This window comes from Nocardioides sp. 1609 (assembly GCF_004522105.1).
GTDB lineage: Bacteria > Actinomycetota > Actinomycetes > Propionibacteriales > Nocardioidaceae > Nocardioides.
On the sequence record NZ_SPUJ01000001.1, the window covers coordinates 56,956 to 71,414 of the forward strand.

A 14,459-nucleotide genomic window follows, 5' to 3' on the forward strand; every position below is an offset into this window, starting at 1 on the left:
GTACCCCAGCCCGTTGCGCCGAGTCGGCGCGAAGAGCGAGTGGAAAACGGCCGAGTCGGCGTTCGGACTGAGTCCGAACGCCGACTCGGCGACGTGAGCGGTCAGTAGGTGGGCTGGCTGGGGTCGACCTGGTTGACCCACGCCACGACGCCACCACCGACGTGCACGGCGTCGTCGTACCCGGCGCCCTGGACGATGGCCAGGGTCTCGGCCGAGCGGACGCCCGACTTGCAGTGCATGACCACCTGGGTGCCGGAGTCGACGCCCGGGAGCTGCTCGAGGGCCGATCCGTTGAGGAAGTCGCCCTTGGGGATGAGCACCGAGCCGGGGATCCGGTTGATCTCGAACTCGTTCGGCTCGCGGACGTCGACGAGGACGAAGTCGCGGGTGCCCTCGGCGCGCTCCTTGAGCATGTGCTCGAGCTGGACGACCGAGATCGTCGACCCGGCGGCGGCGTCGGCGGCCTCGTCGGAGATGGCACCGCAGAAGGCGTCGTAGTCGATCAGGCCGGTGACGGTCGCGTTCTCGCCGCACAGGGCGCAGCTCGGGTCCTTGCGCACCTTGAGCTTGCGCCACTCGAGCTCGAGGGCGTCGTAGATGACGAGCTTGCCGACGGCCGGGTCGCCGATGCCGGTGAGCACCTTGATGGCCTCGTTGACCTGGATCGAGCCGATGCTGGCGCACAGGACGCCGAGCACGCCGCCCTCGGCGCAGCTCGGGACCATGCCCGGCGGCGGCGGCTCGGGGTAGAGGCAGCGGTAGCAGGGCGCCTCGTCGCCGCTGGAGGGCCAGAAGACGCTCGCCTGGCCGTCGAAGCGGTAGATCGAGCCCCAGACGTAGGGGATCTTCAGGAAGTAGGCGGCGTCGTTGACCATGTAGCGGGTCGCGAAGTTGTCGGTGCCGTCGACGATCAGGTCGTAGCCCTCGAAGATCGCCATCACGTTGTCGTTGTCGAGGCGCTCGTTGTGCACGATGACCTCGACGTACGGGTTGGCCTCGTGGATCGAGTCGCGGGCCGACTCGGCCTTCGGGCGGCCGATGTCGGACTGCCCGTGGATGATCTGGCGCTGCAGGTTGGACTCGTCGACCTCGTCGAACTCCGCGATACCGAGCGTGCCGACGCCGGCCGCGGCCAGGTAGAGCAGCGCGGGGCTGCCGAGACCGCCGGCGCCGATGACCAGCACCTTGGCGTTCTTGAGCCGCTTCTGCCCGGTCATCCCCACGTCGGGGATGATCAGGTGGCGGCTGTAGCGGCGGACCTCGTCGATGGTCAGCTCGGCGGCCGGCTCGACCAGCGCGGGAAGGCTCACGGGTTCACTCCTGGGGTGTGGCGGGGTGTGGGTCGATCGTCGTGCGTCGACGGGAGGGCAACGTCGCCGTCGTCGTCCATTGTTCCCCGCCGCGGGTGAGCCTCCCGACAGCCGCCCGCTCCGTGGGAACCCCGCCCCTATAGGCTCGCGCCGTGGCACCGACACCTCCCGAGATCGACGGCGCCCGGCCCCGCGGCGGCCGGCTCCCCCGTCGGGAGCGCCGCGTGCAGCTCCTGGAGTCCGCGCTCGAGGTGTTCGTCCGGCACGGCTACCACGCCGCCGCGATGGACGACATCGCCGAGCGAGCCGGGGTCTCGAAGCCGGTGCTCTACCAGCACTTCCCGGGCAAGCTCGACCTCTACCTCGCGCTCCTCGACAGCTCCTGCGACGCGATCATCGAGAACTGCCGGCTGGCCCTCGAGTCGACGCACGACAACAAGCAGCGCGTCGCGGCCGCCATCTCGGCGTTCTACGACTACGTCGGCAGCGAGACCGGGGCGTTCCGCCTGGTCTTCGAGTCCGACCTCACCAACGAGCCCGCCGTGCGCCAGCACGTCGACCGGGTCACCACCGAGTGCGCGGCCCAGATCGCCGACGTCATCCGCGACGACACCGGCCTGCCCGACACCGCGGCCCGCCTGCTCGCCGTCTCCCTCGTGGGAATGGCGCAGGTCAGCGCTCGGTTCTGGCTCTCGGAGGCCGGCGGCCTCGACCGCGACCAGGCCACCGCCCTGGTGTCGGGCCTCGCCTGGCGCGGCATCCGGGGCTACCCCCTCACCGACTGAACACCCGCACGACCTACAGAAGGAGCCCTGACCATGGAGGTCAAGATCGGCGTCCAGCACTCGCCGCGTGAGCTCGTCGTCGAGACCGACGAGTCCGCCGAGGGTGTCGAGAAGCTCGTGAGCGACGCCGTCCAGGCGGACGGCGTCCTCGCCCTCACCGACAGCAAGGGCCGTAAGGTCATCGTCCCCGCGGGCAAGATCGCTTACATCGAGATCGGTGGCGGCGTCTCCGGCGCCGTGGGCTTCCGGAGCTGAGCTCCGGGGCCGGGGTTTCCCCGGTCGACCGGGGAAACCTGAACTTGGCGGCCGGGATCCCGGCCGACAAGTTCAGGTTTCGGCCGCCCGGTCCGACGTCGCGCGCCGGCTAGGAGTCGAGCCCGAGCTCGCTCATCCGCTCGGCGTGCCGCTCGGTGAGCCGGGTGAACATCCGGCCGAGGGCGGCGAGGTCGAGCCCGGGACGGTCGACGCCGCCGGTGAGCAGCGCGGTGAGCGAGTCGCGGTCGGCTGCGACCCGCTGGGCCTGGGTGAGGGCCTCGCCCATCAGCCGGCGGCCCCACAGCGCGAGCCGCCCACCCTGCCGCGGGTCGGTGGCGATGCCCTGGCGCACCCGCTCGACCACGAACGCGGCGTGGCCGCCGTCGTCGTCGAGCGAGGCGAGGACGAGGTCGCGGGTGCCGGGGTCGAGGAACGCGGCGATCTCGCGGTAGAAGTCGTTGGCGAGCCCGTCGCCGACGAAGGCCTTCACCAGTCCCTCGAGCCAGTCGGACGGCGCGGTGTGCTGGTGGAAGGAGTCGATGGCGACCCGGAACGGCGCCATCGCCTCGAACGGCTCCCCGCCGAGCTCGCTGATCCGCTGGTGCAGCCGGGCGACCTTGCCGAGCTCGGCGGCCGCCATCGTGGCGAGGGCCACCTTGTCCTGCATCGTCGGGGCGAGCTTGGAGTCGTCGGCGAGCCGCTCGAAGGCGGTGATCTCCCCGTAGGAGATGACACCCAGCAGGTCGACCACCGCGTCGCGGTACACCGGGTCGGCGGGTGCCGTCCCGTCGTCGGGACGCGGCGCGAGGTCGGGCGATTCGGACATGGGCGCACCCTATTCGATAGACTGGCTCCACGAGCGGGAGCGCAGACCCAGGTCCACGACCCGACGCGCCCGATTCCCGCTCCCGTATGTGCGCGGTCAGCCTCGCCCCACGGCCCGGTGCAACGCCGGTCGGTCGGCCGCACAGATTCGTCGAAACGATCGCAATCGGCTGCCTGGCTTGACCGATGGAAAGCAGAACATTGACCACCACCTTCCGTGAGCTCGGGGTCCTCCCCGAGATCTGCGACGCGCTCGAGCGCGCCGGCATCACCACCCCCTTCGCCATCCAGGAGATGACCCTCTCCGTCGCGCTGATGGGCACCGACCTCATCGGTCAGGCCCGCACCGGCACCGGCAAGACCCTCGCCTTCGGGATCCCGGTCCTGCAGCGCAGCGTCGTCTCCACCGACGCCGCCTACGCCGACCTGCCGCAGGGCAAGCCCCAGGCACTCATCGTGGCCCCGACGCGCGAGCTCGCGCTCCAGGTCTCCAACGACCTGCACCTGGCCAGCAAGGACCTCGGCCTCCGCGTCCTCACCGTGTACGGCGGCGTCGGCTACGACACCCAGCTCGACACCCTCACCAGTGGCGTCGACATCGTCGTCGGCACGCCCGGGCGCCTCATCGACCTGGCCAACCGCAAGGCCCTCGACCTGTCGCACGTGCACGCCGTCGTCCTCGACGAGGCCGACGAGATGCTCGACCTCGGGTTCCTGCCCGACGTGCAGCGGCTGCTCAGCATGACCCCCGAGACCCGCCAGACGATGCTGTTCTCGGCGACCATGCCGGCCGCCATCGTGGCGCTGGCCCGCACGCACATGCGGCACCCGATGAACATCCGCGCCGAGTCGTCGTACGACACCACGATGGTGCCGGCCACCGCGCAGTTCATCTACCAGGCCCACGACCTCGACAAGCCGGAGATCATCGGCCGGATCCTGCAGGCCGAGGACGCCGAGAAGTTCATCGTCTTCACCCGCACCAAGCGCCAGGCCCAGCGGATCGCCGACGACCTCGAGGAGCGCGGCTTCGCCACCAGCCCGCTGCACGGCGACATGGCACAGGTCGCGCGCGAGAAGGCCCTCGCGAAGTTCCGCGAGGACAAGATCCGCGTCCTGGTCGCCACCGACGTCGCCGCCCGCGGCATCGACGTGCGAGGCGTCTCGCACGTCATCAACTACACCTGCCCCGAGGACGACAAGACCTACGTCCACCGGATCGGCCGCACCGGCCGCGCCGGCGCCACCGGCACCGCGATCACGTTCGTCGACTGGGCCGACGTGCACCGCTGGAAGATGATCAACAAGATCCTCGACCTGCCCTTCGACGAGCCGCAGGAGACGTACTCGACCTCCGAGCACCTCTTCCACGACCAGGGCATCGCGCCCGGCACCAAGGGCCGGATCGTGCCCGAGAAGCCGGTGGAGCGGAAGCCGCGCGAGGACCGTGGGCGTGACGGCGGCCGTGATGGCGGCCGTGACGGCGGCCGCGACGGTGGCCGGGACCGCGAGCGTGCGCCGCGCAACCGCGACCGGTCGCGCAGCCGCACCCGCTCGGGCGAGAGCGTCACGTCCGGTGCCGGCTCGGCCGACACCGACGCACCGGTGACCGCCGGCGAGCCGCAGGAGGTCACCGCCTCCGGCGCCCCCGCCGGCACCCGGCCGCGCCGTCGTCGTCGCCGCGGTGGCTCGGGCTCCGGCTCGGGCGCCGCGTCGGCCACCAGCGAGGGCACGAACGAGGGCTGAGCCCACCCGTCCTGACGTGCAGGAGTCCCCGGTCGACCGGGGACTCCTGTCGTTTTCCCGGGTACCCGATCCGGAGGGAAGGACGTGCCCGGGGACCCTCGGCGGAGGTCAAGGTCAGGCGGTGACGACGACAGTGGTGCCGAGCGGCGCGAAGTCCCACAGCGCGAGCGCGTCAGGCGTGGCCTGGCGGATGCAGCCGTGCGACTGCGGGGTGCCGAGCTGCGCCTTGGTCTGCACCCGGGCGCCGTCGTCGACGGGGATCGTGTGGAACCCGATCGCCGCGCCGGTGTCGCCCTGGGTGAAGCGGACGAACCACTCCATCGTGCCCGAGTCGTCGATGCCGATGGCGTCCTCGGAGCGGGAGTACACCTCGTAGGTGCCGGGGTCGAGGTTGTCGGTCAGGCTGCCCGAGACCAGGTAGGTGCGCTCGATCTCGTCGTCCGCCCCGACCAGCCAGACCCGCTGCCGTCCCTCGCTGAAGACCACGCGCCGGCCCGTGCCGCTGTCGGCCGGCAGCACCGTCGCGGTCTCCTCGGCCGACGGGCCCTGCGCCCCCGAGGTGGACTCCTCGTCGGAGGCCCCCGGCTCGGACGTCGGTGCGGAGGGCTCGGACGTCGGTGCGGAGGGCTCGGACGTCGGCGCGGAGGGCTCCGACGTCGGCGCGGCGGTCGCGACGGCGTCGCGGGCGCCCCGGTCGTCGGCGTCGCCGGCGACGTCGGCGGCGGCCACGGCGGCCCGGTTCTCGCCCTGCGGCTCGTCGTCGGCGGCCGAGGGCAGGACGCCGATGCTGCCGAGCAGCGCCACCGCGGTCGTGGCGAGCGAGACCCCCAGGACCACGAGGCGACCCTGCCGCGCGCGGTAGCGCGGCGGCGGGTCCATCCGGTGCCGGCTCACGACGTCCTCCCCGCTCGGGCGACCAGGTTGGCGGCGACCGCCCGGTAGGCGGCGGCGCCCTTGCTGCTGCGGCTGGTGGCGAGGATCGACCGGCCGGCAGCGGGCGCCTCGGCGAACTTGATCGTCTTCGGGATCGGCGGCTCCACGACCTCGAGGTCGTAGGTCTCCGAGATCGTCTCCAGCACGGTGCGCGCGTGGGTCGTGCGGCCGTCGTACAGCGTCGGCAGGACGCCCCACACCACCAGGTCGCGGTTGGTGAACCGCTTGACGTCGTGGACGGTGTCGAGGAGCTGCCCGACGCCGCGGTGCGACAGCGTCTCGCACTGCAGCGGGATGAGGACGCCGTCGGCGGCGGTCAGCGCGGCGACCGTGAGCACCCCGAGCGACGGCGGGCAGTCGAGCAGGATCCAGTCGTAGTCGCTGCCCCGGGCGGCGAGGTCCTCGACCATGGAGCGCAGCACGTGCTCGCGCCCCGTGCGGGTCAGCAGGTCGGCCTCGGCCCGCGCCAGCTCGATCGTCGCGGGCATCAGCGCCACGCCGTCGTCGGTCTCGAGCACCACCTCGGTGGGGTCGAGCCCCTTGGTCAGCACGTGGTGGACCGAGAGCTCGAGGTCCTCCGGGTCGATGCCGAGGGAGAACGTCAGGCACGCCTGCGGGTCGAGGTCGACGAGCAGGACGGAGTGACCGAGCTCGGCGAGCGCGGCACCGATGGAGGCGACGCTGGTCGTCTTGGCGACGCCGCCCTTCTGGTTGGCGATCGCGAGGGTCGTGGTCATCGGCTCCCATCATGCCCGACCGCGACTCCTGAGCGGCGCAGGTCCCCCGGCGTGCTGCCCGACGACGTGACCTGTGTCGTGCGCGGCGGGTGGTGCCCCTGCGACGATGCCTGCCATGCCCACCGCACTCGTCACCGGCGCCACCGCCGGCATCGGCCACGCCTTCGCCGTCCACCTCGCCCGCCGCGGGCACGACCTCGTGCTGGTCGCGCGCGACGCCACCCGACTCGACCAGGTCGCGGCGGACCTCCGGACGGCGCACGGCGTGGAGGTGGAGGTCCTGGTCGCCGACCTCGTCGAGCCCGACCAGCTCGCCCGGGTCGAGGCCCGCGTCGCCGACCGCGAGCGGGCGGTCGACCTGCTGGTCAACAACGCCGGGTTCGGGCTGAAGAAGCGCTTCCTCGACAACCCGGTCGAGACGGAGGAGGCGATGCTCGCCGTCCTGGTCACCGCGGTGCTCCGGCTCAGCCACGCCGCCCTCGGCGCGATGACCGAGCGCGGCAGCGGCGGCATCATCAACGTGTCCAGCGTCGCGGCGTTCCTCCCCCGCGGCTCGTACTCCGCCGCCAAGGCGTGGGTCAACAGCTTCAGCGAGTGGGCCGCCCACGAGTACCGCGGCCAGGGCGTCACCGTGATGGCGCTGTGTCCGGGGTTCACCAAGACCGAGTTCCACGAGCGGATGGAGGTCAAGCGCGGCGACGGCCTCATGTGGCTCGACGTCGACTTCCTCGTCGAGAAGGCGCTCGAGGACTTCGCCAAGGGGCGGGTCCTCTCGATCCCCGGGGCGCAGTACAAGACCGTCATCGCCCTGACCCGCCTCGTCCCGAACCGGGCGCTGCAGGCCCTCCAGTCCATCGGGCGTCGGTAGCGGGTCCGGTCTAGCGGGTCCGGCGAGGAGCGAGCCGGAACCCGCTACGTCGGTCGTCGAGCGGGCGGCGCGGGCCGAGACGCCTGGCCCACCGAGGCCGGGTCGACGAGGCGGGTCGGCACGGAGGCGCCAGGGGTTTCGTCGGCGCGCTCGCCGGCTCAGGATCCGGGGGTCACCACCGCCGGCACCGGGCGACCGGAGGCGGCCGCGGCGTCGGCCGCCCGGTCGAGGAGCCGCTCGTACTCCTCGACGGCGGTGGTGTGGCAGCCGAGCTCGTGGTCGGTCTTGCCGAGACCGTGGTGGTCGCTGGAGCCGGTGGCGACCAGGTCGAGGTCGCGGGCCAGCCCCCGCAGCTCGTCGCGGACGCCGGCGTCGTGGTCCTGGTGGTCGACCTCGAGGCCGGCGAGGCCGAGCCGGGCGAGGGTGGCGAGCTCGTCGGGCGGCAGCGCGGCCCGTCGGCCGCGGCCCCACGGGTGCGCGACCACGCTCACGCCGCCCGCGGCCGTGACCGCCTCGATCATGCCGGTCAACGGCGCGGCGTAGCGGTCGACGTAGGCCGGTCGCCCTTCGTCGAGGTAGCGGGCGAACGCCTCGTCGCGGGTCGCCACGACGCCGGCGCGCACGAGCGCGTCGGCGACGTGCGGACGACCGGGGACGCCGTCCGTGGCGATGTCGTCGAGGGTGAGCTCGATGCCGAGGGCGTGGAGCGCGGCGAGCATCGCGGGCGCCCGGCTGCCGCGACCGTCGACGATCCGCTCGAGCTCCGCGCGCAGCCCGGGGTGCTCCGGGTCGGGCAGGTAGGCGAGCAGGTGGACGCCCTGGCCCCGGTGCCGGGTGCTGATCTCCATGCCGCGCACCAGGGTGGTGCCCACCGCCAGCGCGGCCTCGGCCGCCTCGTCCCACCCTGCCGCCGTGTCGTGGTCGGTGAGCGCGACGACGTCAAGCCCGGCCGCGCGCGCCGCCACGACGAGCTCGGTGGGCGTCTGGGTGCCGTCGCTGACCCGGGAGTGGGTGTGGAGGTCGATGCGCACCCGGGCAGCCTAGGGCGTCACCACGTGGGTGCCGGTCCCCCGAACGGCAGCTCGACCAGGGAGGGGCCCGACCGCGAGGCGTCGCGCAGGATCCACTCCTCGCGCAGCAGCAGCAACGCCGACGCCGGGCGCAGCACGAGCCACAACCAGCGGCCGTGCGCCTCGCCCGCCAGCACGGAGCGGTCCTGCTCACGGCCGGCGAGGTCCGGCCCCGGGTTCGTCGAGACCGCCCACAGCGGCACCACCTTGGTGTCCAGACGCACCTTGACCACCGGCGGCCCGGCCCCGATCTCGGGTCCGGGGTCCTGGTGCGCGGTGCCGGCGATCCGGGCCCCGAGCCCGGTGCCGGCCTCCTCGGTGACCACGAGGACGTCGACCGGGCCGTCGAGCGCACTCGGGCCCGAGGCGCAGGTCATCGTGGCGCGGGCCCGCTCCGGGTCGGACCCGACGACCGCGAAGTCGCTGACGCTCCAGCCCGGGCTCAGGGGCCAGGGAAGGTAGCTCGGGACCGCACGGGATCGGTGCAGGTGGTCGGCGAACGCCTCGTAGGTGACCTCAGCGGGACGCCACAGCGGCTCGATGTCGGCGTGCTCCAGGCAGACCCAACCGTTGGCGGTCTCCGTGACGGGGGCCGCACAGCGAGGACAGCCCGCCGAGAGCGACATGGCGACCACGGTCGCGGGAGGGCGGGCTCCCCGTCAAGAGTTCCAGCGGATGACGACCGGCGACTCCCGCTCGTGGCCGAGCAGGGAGATGGTGGCGGTGTCGAGCTTGAACAGCCGGCCCTCGCTCACCGGCAACCCCAGCCAGCGGGCCGTCAGCACCCGGAGCGAGTGCCCGTGCGCGAACGCGATCACCGGACCGGACGCCGCCAGCACGGTCGCCACGACGCGGTCGAGCCGCGCGCCGACCTCGTCGGGGCTCTCCCCGCCCGGGCAGCCGTCGGACCAGATGTTCCAGCCGGGTCGCTGCTCGCGGATCGCCGGGGTGGTGATGCCCTCGTACTCGCCGTAGCCCCACTCGGTCAGGTCGTCGTCGACCTGGGCGTCGGCGAAGCCCGCCAGCTCGGCGGTACGACGCGCGCGCAGTCGCGGGCTCGTGAGGACCAGCGCCGGGTCGAGGCCCGAGAGACGCTCACCCAGCGCGCGGGCGTCGTCCTCGCCGTCCTCGAGGAGGGGCAGGTCGGTGGCGGAGGTGTGCCGCCCGGACCGGCTCCACTCGGTGGGGCCGTGGCGGACGATCCAGAGCTCGTTCCCAGTCACCGCCGCAGTCTGTCACGATCGCCGGGTGCGACCTGTCCGCCTGCTGCTCGCGGTCCCCCTGGCCGCGGTCGTCGTGGCCGGGTCGGTCGCGCCGTGCGCGCCGGCCGACCCCGCGCCGGGTCCGCGGACCTGGCGGGTGGGCCCCGAGCGTGCCCTCACGACTCCGAGCGCCGCCGCGGCCGTGGCCCGCGACGGGGACACGGTGCTCATTGATGCCGGGGCCTACCCGGGCGACGTCGCCACCTGGACCCAGGACGACGTCACGCTGAGAGCCGTCGGGGGCCGGGTCCGACTCACCGCCGACGGTCGCAGCGCGCAGGGCAAGGCGATCTGGGTCGTCGCCGGCGACCGCACCCGGGTCGAGGCGATCGAGTTCAGCGGCGCCGCCGTGCCCGACCGCAACGGCGCGGGGATCCGCCAGGAGGGCACCGGCCTGACCGTCGTCCGCTCGGTCTTCCACCACAACGAGAACGGCATCCTGGCCGGCGCCGACGCGGCCAGCGACATCCGCATCCACCGGTCGCGGTTCCACGCCAACGGCGCCGGCGACGGCTACTCGCACAACGTCTACGTCGGCGAGGTGCGGTCGCTCACCGTGACCGGCAGCGTGCTGGGGGGCGCGTCGGTGGGCCACGAGCTCAAGTCGCGCGCGCTCCGCACGACCGTGACCGGCAACCGGATCGTCGACGGCGCCGGCACGGCGAGCTACTCGATCGACGTCCCGAACGGCGGCGAGACGCTGATCGCCGGCAACGTCGTGGAGCAGGGCGCCTCCTCGCAGAACCCCGTGCTCGTGGCGTACGGAGCCGAGGGCCTCACCCACCCGGGGTCGCGGCTGTGGGTCGTCAACAACACCCTCGTGAACCGCGGTGCGTCGGCCACCCACGTCGCCCTCTTCGGCACCGGCGCCGAGACGCACCTGTGGAACAACCTGCTGGTCGGCCCCGGCGACCTCACCGACGGCGCGGCCGAGCGGCGCGGCAACCGGCGCGCCGGCGCGCGCGGGTTCGTCGACGCGGCAGCCCACGACTTCCGTCTCCTCGCCCGGTCCCCCGCCCGCGACCGCGGCGTCCGACCGCCTCGCCGCTGGCGCGCCCGCTGGATCTACGTCGCTCCGCTCCGCCTCGCTCCCCGCCCCCGCGCGGGCCGGCTCGACGTCGGCGCGTACGAGTTCGTGCCGCGGCGTCGCCGGCAGCGCGCCGCGGGCGACGGTCCCGGGACCCCCGCGCGCCGTGCCGTGCCACGGGCGTGACTCCCGGGCGTGACTCCGGGGGCGTGACTCCGGGGCTGGTCGGTCGCGTGATCTCCACCCTCGCGCGGCCGGTCGGTGCGACGATCGGCGCGTGACCCCACCGACCGACGTGTCCGCCGGCCTCGCCCGGCACCGCCGGGCGACCGTGCTGGCCTTCGCGAGCCAGGGGCTGGTGTTCATCAGCCTCACCACCCGGCTGCCCGACTTCGCCGACCGGTGGGACCTCGGCGAGCTCGAGCTGTCGCTGCTCCTGCTGCTCATGGTGCTGCTCGCCGGGGTCGGCTCGGTCGTCGCCGAGCGGCTCGCCGCCCGCCACGACAGCGCGACCGTGCTGCGGGCCGGGCTGCTGCTCACCGCGGTCGCGGTCCCGACGCTCGCGCTGGCGCCGGCCTTCGCGGCGTTCGTGGTCGGGCTGGCGGCGTACGGCGTCGCGCTCGGCGTCGTCGACGCCACCGCCAACATGCAGGCCGTCGCGATCGAGCACGGCTACGGCCGGCCGATCCTGCCCTCGTTCCACGGCGCCTGGACGGCGGGCGGCGTGGTCGGCGCGGCCGTCACCCTGGCGACGTCGGGGCTGGCCAGCGGCACCGCTGCCGCCGTGGCCGCGCTGCCGCTCGCGGTCGCCCTCACCGCGGGGTTCCTCCCGCGGGCCGAGGTGCCGGGCGAGGGGGTCGCGGTCACCGTGCCGTGGCGTCCGATCGTGCTGGTCGGGTTGGGGATGGTCGTCTTCTACATGGTCGACACCGCCGCCACGACCTGGGGCGCGACCTACCTCGACGACACCGTCGTCGCGCCGTCGGGCCTGGTCGCGCTGGCGACCCTCCCCTACCTGCTGGCCAGCCTCGTGGTCCGGCTCGCCGGCGACCGGCTGGTGCAGACCCACGGCGTGGTCGCGGTGCTGCGCACCGGCGCCGTCGTCGCGTGCGTCGGACTGGCCACCGTCGTCCTCGCCCCGGACTGGCCGGTCGCCGTCCTCGGGTTCACGGTCGCCGGCGCGGGCGTCGCAGTGGTCGCCCCGCTCAGCTTCTCCGCCGCGGCGCGGATCGCGGGTGGCTCGCAGGCCCAGGTGGACGCCGTCGTGGCGCGCTTCAACCAGTTCAACTACGTCGGAGCGCTGCTCGGCGCGGTCCTCACCGGCGTCGTCGGCAGCGACTCGCTGCGGGTCGGTTTCGCCGTCCCCGCCGTCCTCGTGCTCGCGCTGGTGCCGCTGGCGCGGGCGTTCGCCGCCGACGAGCCGGGTCGTCAGTCGGCCTGAGGTCCGGGCCAGTGCCTGTCGGGCTGGGGCACCGGTCGGCCGGGCTGCTCACCGCCACGCGCCTGGAGGTAGCTGTCCTTCGGGACCATCACCTTGCGCCGGAAGATGCACACGACCTGGCCGTCCTGGTTGTAGCCGATCGTCTCGACGTGGACGACGCCGCGGTCGTCCTTGCTCCGGCTCTCGGTCTTGGCGAGCACGGTGGTCTCGCCGTACAGCGTGTCGCCGTGGAACGTCGGTGCGACGTGGCGCAGCGACTCGACCTCGAGGTTGGCGATGGCCTTGCCGGAGATGTCGGCGACCGACATGCCGAGCAGGATCGAGTAGACGTAGTTGCCCACGACGACGTTCCTGCCGAACTGCGTGGTCTCCCCGGCGTAGTGCGCGTCGAGGTGCAGCGGGTGGTGGTTCATCGTGAGCAGGCAGAAGAGGTGGTCGTCGTACTCGGTGACCGTCTTGCCCGGCCAGTGCTTGTACGTGGCCCCGACCTCGAACTCCTCGTAGCTGCGCCCGAACTGCACGATGCCTCTCCTCACTCACGGGGTCCCGCCCGGGTTACCGGTGGGTACGTCGAGGGTGAGTCTGTCAGGTCGGCGCGGCGTCAGCTGCCTCCCCCACCGGCCTTGCGACGGTGCATCTTGGGGGCGTTGTCGCTGACCTCGGACCCGTGGGCCTTCTCGTGGACGGGGCCGTCCTGGTGCACGCCCTTCTCGTGGGTGTTCTTGCGGTCGAGCGCCTCGCGCATCTTGGCCTTGAGGTCGTCGTTGGTGGAGCCCGAAGAATCCGTCATGCCCACCACCCTGGCACGGGCACCCTGACGCGTCGACCGGCTTTTCCGGGTCGCGACGCCCGGTGCCTCAGGGGCGACGTCGCAGTCGCGCCCGCACACCGGTGCGCGCCGGGGCGGACGTGCGAGCCCGGCCACCCTTGCCGCCCTGACCGCCCTGACCGCCCTGACCGCCCTGACCGCCCTTGCCGCCGCCCTTGCCGCCGCCCTTGCCACCGTTGGCGCCCTTGCCGGCACCCTGGCTGCCGTGACCGCGGGTCGGGCCGAGGTTGCGGACCGGCTTGCGCGCGATCTGGTCGAGGATCCCGGCGGCCGCGCCGACCGGGACGCCGGTGGTGGCCAGCAGGTCGCGCAGGACGTCGAACCCGCCCTCGTGGTCGTGCAGGGTCAGGGTCGTGCGCGGGTGGTCGGCGGCCGCGGCGAGCAGCCTCGCCAGGACCTCCAGGTCCTGCCGCGGCGCGGCCTGGGGCTGGTGCGAGCCCTCCTCGGGCCCGACCTCGACGAGGAAGCCGAGGTCGTGCAGCGTGTCGTAGTCCTCGAGCGTCGTGAGGGCGTAGATGCGCCTCAGGTAGCGCTCGCGCACCTCGTCGGACAGGTCCAGCCGCGACAGCGTGCGCAGCGCACGGACGACCGGGATCCGGCTGGTGCGGTAGACCGCCCGCGACCTGGACGTGGCCAGGGTCATCCACTTGCGCGAGAACTCCTCGGCCGTGGCGGAGTCGAGGTGCAGCATCCGCAGGCCCGGGTCGGTGCTGGCCTTGGCGAAGCGGCCCGCGCCGTTCTTGACGACGTGCAGGCCCATCCGCACGTCGTCGCGGACCCGGACGCCGCGCTTGCCGCGCACGTGCCCGTGGAAGTAGGCCTTGTTGTTCGGCTCGGCGATCAGGCCGAGGACCCGGAGGACGTTCAGCTCGCCGTCGCGCAGCAGCCGCTTGAAGTGGGTGACCTCGCCGCTCGGCCACGCCTCGCGGGAGACCGCCTCGAGCGGGTCGAGCTTGAAGGAGCGGGTGCTCGCGGGGAGCGCGGCGACGACGTCGCGATCGATCAGCGCGATCTCGTCGCCGTCGATGTGGACGATCCACTCCGCCCAGTCGAACGGCGCCAGCAGCACGCGGGTCAGGTTGGCGGCGGTGCGCTGCCGCACGTTGAGGTCGTCGGAGCGGTGCTCACCCCACCAGCCGCGTCCGGTGGGCACGTGCGTGACGTGGGGGTGCGCGTCGAGGAAGGCCTCGGCCGCGGACCCGGTGTCCTCGGTGAAGACGACCAGGTGGTCGATGCCGTTGGCGAGGTTGCGGGTGACGTAGCGGCGGACGTTGTCGGCCGTGTCCTTCACCGTGCTGACAGCGACGATCATCCCGGGCATGCGGCGATCCAACCACGACTCCGGCCCGTCGCGCGGCTCGGCCCGCCGGG

Annotated in this window: 16 protein-coding genes; 6 read left to right on the forward strand and 10 right to left on the reverse strand. The window is 73.3% G+C overall.

The window, feature by feature from the left end:
- Positions 1-101 precede the first annotated feature (101 nt).
- Positions 102-1,310 carry an adenylyltransferase/sulfurtransferase MoeZ gene (moeZ, locus tag E4623_RS00240; RefSeq protein WP_209020430.1) on the reverse strand — a complete coding sequence of 403 codons (1,209 nt, stop codon included), beginning with the start codon at positions 1,308-1,310 and terminating at the stop codon, positions 102-104.
- Positions 1,311-1,462: 152 nt separating this feature from the next.
- On the opposite strand from moeZ, the gene E4623_RS00245 reads away from it, so the two are divergent.
- Both E4623_RS00245 and E4623_RS00250 read left to right on the forward strand, forming a co-directional pair.
- Entirely contained in the window at positions 1,463-2,095 is a 633-nt protein-coding gene (locus tag E4623_RS00245) for a TetR/AcrR family transcriptional regulator (RefSeq protein ID WP_170981659.1), read from the forward strand.
- Positions 2,096-2,128: 33 nt separating this feature from the next.
- A complete protein-coding gene (locus tag E4623_RS00250) occupies positions 2,129-2,350 on the forward strand; it encodes a DUF3107 domain-containing protein (RefSeq protein ID WP_134764526.1) in 222 nt (73 codons plus the stop codon).
- Between the two features lie 109 nt (positions 2,351-2,459).
- Here E4623_RS00250 and E4623_RS00255 read toward each other — a convergent pair whose 3' ends face one another.
- Positions 2,460-3,176: a ferritin-like fold-containing protein gene (locus E4623_RS00255; protein ID WP_134764527.1), complete on the reverse strand. Its 717-nt coding sequence runs from the start codon at positions 3,174-3,176 to the stop codon at positions 2,460-2,462.
- Positions 3,177-3,469: 293 nt separating this feature from the next.
- Between E4623_RS00255 and E4623_RS00260 the strand changes: the two genes are divergently transcribed.
- Entirely contained in the window at positions 3,470-4,921 is a 1,452-nt protein-coding gene (locus E4623_RS00260) for a DEAD/DEAH box helicase (RefSeq protein ID WP_245154870.1), read from the forward strand.
- 114 nt (positions 4,922-5,035) lie between these two features.
- Here the strand turns inward: E4623_RS00260 and E4623_RS00265 are convergent, their stop codons facing one another.
- Together E4623_RS00265 and E4623_RS00270 are read right to left on the reverse strand one after the other, a co-directional pair.
- Positions 5,036-5,815 (reverse strand): L,D-transpeptidase, encoded by a 780-nt coding sequence (locus E4623_RS00265; protein WP_134764529.1) that lies wholly within the window; start codon positions 5,813-5,815, stop codon positions 5,036-5,038.
- Positions 5,812-6,591 carry a ParA family protein gene (locus tag E4623_RS00270; RefSeq protein WP_134764530.1) on the reverse strand — a complete coding sequence of 260 codons (780 nt, stop codon included), beginning with the start codon at positions 6,589-6,591 and terminating at the stop codon, positions 5,812-5,814. The genes E4623_RS00265 and E4623_RS00270 overlap by 4 nt, the downstream gene beginning before the upstream one ends.
- Before the next feature lie 115 nt (positions 6,592-6,706).
- Between E4623_RS00270 and E4623_RS00275 the strand changes: the two genes are divergently transcribed.
- Positions 6,707-7,459: an SDR family oxidoreductase gene (locus E4623_RS00275; RefSeq protein WP_134764531.1), complete on the forward strand. Its 753-nt coding sequence runs from the start codon at positions 6,707-6,709 to the stop codon at positions 7,457-7,459.
- Between the two features lie 158 nt (positions 7,460-7,617).
- Here E4623_RS00275 and E4623_RS00280 read toward each other — a convergent pair whose 3' ends face one another.
- The 3 genes from E4623_RS00280 to E4623_RS00290 are packed head-to-tail and all read right to left on the reverse strand — an operon-like array spanning position 7,618 to position 9,752.
- On the reverse strand, positions 7,618-8,490 hold the full coding sequence (locus E4623_RS00280; protein WP_134764532.1) for a PHP domain-containing protein: 873 nt from the start codon (positions 8,488-8,490) through the stop codon (positions 7,618-7,620).
- A 17-nt stretch (positions 8,491-8,507) separates the two neighbouring features.
- Positions 8,508-9,155, reverse strand: coding sequence for a DUF6758 family protein (locus tag E4623_RS00285; protein WP_134764533.1), 648 nt, complete (start codon positions 9,153-9,155; stop codon positions 8,508-8,510).
- 33 nt (positions 9,156-9,188) lie between these two features.
- The gene (locus E4623_RS00290) at positions 9,189-9,752 is read right to left on the reverse strand and encodes a histidine phosphatase family protein (protein ID WP_134764534.1); all 564 of its coding nucleotides are present in this window, start codon (positions 9,750-9,752) and stop codon (positions 9,189-9,191) included.
- A gap of 25 nt (positions 9,753-9,777) precedes the next feature.
- Here E4623_RS00290 and E4623_RS00295 point away from each other — a divergent pair, with 25 nt between their 5' ends.
- On the forward strand, positions 9,778-11,004 hold the full coding sequence (locus E4623_RS00295; protein ID WP_167736405.1) for a right-handed parallel beta-helix repeat-containing protein: 1,227 nt from the start codon (positions 9,778-9,780) through the stop codon (positions 11,002-11,004).
- 91 nt (positions 11,005-11,095) lie between these two features.
- The gene (locus E4623_RS00300; RefSeq protein WP_209020431.1) at positions 11,096-12,259 is read left to right on the forward strand and encodes an MFS transporter; all 1,164 of its coding nucleotides are present in this window, start codon (positions 11,096-11,098) and stop codon (positions 12,257-12,259) included.
- On the opposite strand, the gene E4623_RS00305 is transcribed toward E4623_RS00300, so the two are convergent.
- The 3 genes from E4623_RS00305 to E4623_RS00315 all read right to left on the reverse strand — a co-directional run bounded on the left by E4623_RS00305 (position 12,247) and on the right by E4623_RS00315 (position 14,409).
- A complete protein-coding gene (locus tag E4623_RS00305) occupies positions 12,247-12,780 on the reverse strand; it encodes a MaoC family dehydratase (protein ID WP_134764536.1) in 534 nt (177 codons plus the stop codon). The genes E4623_RS00300 and E4623_RS00305 overlap by 13 nt on opposite strands.
- Before the next feature lie 80 nt (positions 12,781-12,860).
- A complete protein-coding gene (locus E4623_RS00310; RefSeq protein ID WP_134764537.1) occupies positions 12,861-13,049 on the reverse strand; it encodes a DUF5302 domain-containing protein in 189 nt (62 codons plus the stop codon).
- A gap of 67 nt (positions 13,050-13,116) precedes the next feature.
- Entirely contained in the window at positions 13,117-14,409 is a 1,293-nt protein-coding gene (locus E4623_RS00315) for a glycosyltransferase family 2 protein (protein WP_134764538.1), read from the reverse strand.
- Between the last annotated feature and the right edge of the window lie 50 nt (positions 14,410-14,459).

Coding starts and splice junctions, on each gene's coding strand:
- E4623_RS00310 (WP_134764537.1), bottom strand. CDS start 13,049: ATGACGGATTCTTCGGGCTCCACCAACGACGACCTCAAGGCCAAGATG.
- E4623_RS00315 (WP_134764538.1), bottom strand. CDS start 14,409: ATGCCCGGGATGATCGTCGCTGTCAGCACGGTGAAGGACACGGCCGAC.
- E4623_RS00270 (WP_134764530.1), bottom strand. CDS start 6,591: ATGACCACGACCCTCGCGATCGCCAACCAGAAGGGCGGCGTCGCCAAG.
- E4623_RS00275 (WP_134764531.1), top strand. CDS start 6,707: ATGCCCACCGCACTCGTCACCGGCGCCACCGCCGGCATCGGCCACGCC.
- E4623_RS00250 (WP_134764526.1), top strand. CDS start 2,129: ATGGAGGTCAAGATCGGCGTCCAGCACTCGCCGCGTGAGCTCGTCGTC.
- E4623_RS00285 (WP_134764533.1), bottom strand. CDS start 9,155: ATGTCGCTCTCGGCGGGCTGTCCTCGCTGTGCGGCCCCCGTCACGGAG.
- E4623_RS00260 (WP_245154870.1), top strand. CDS start 3,470: ATGACCCTCTCCGTCGCGCTGATGGGCACCGACCTCATCGGTCAGGCC.
- E4623_RS00255 (WP_134764527.1), bottom strand. CDS start 3,176: ATGTCCGAATCGCCCGACCTCGCGCCGCGTCCCGACGACGGGACGGCA.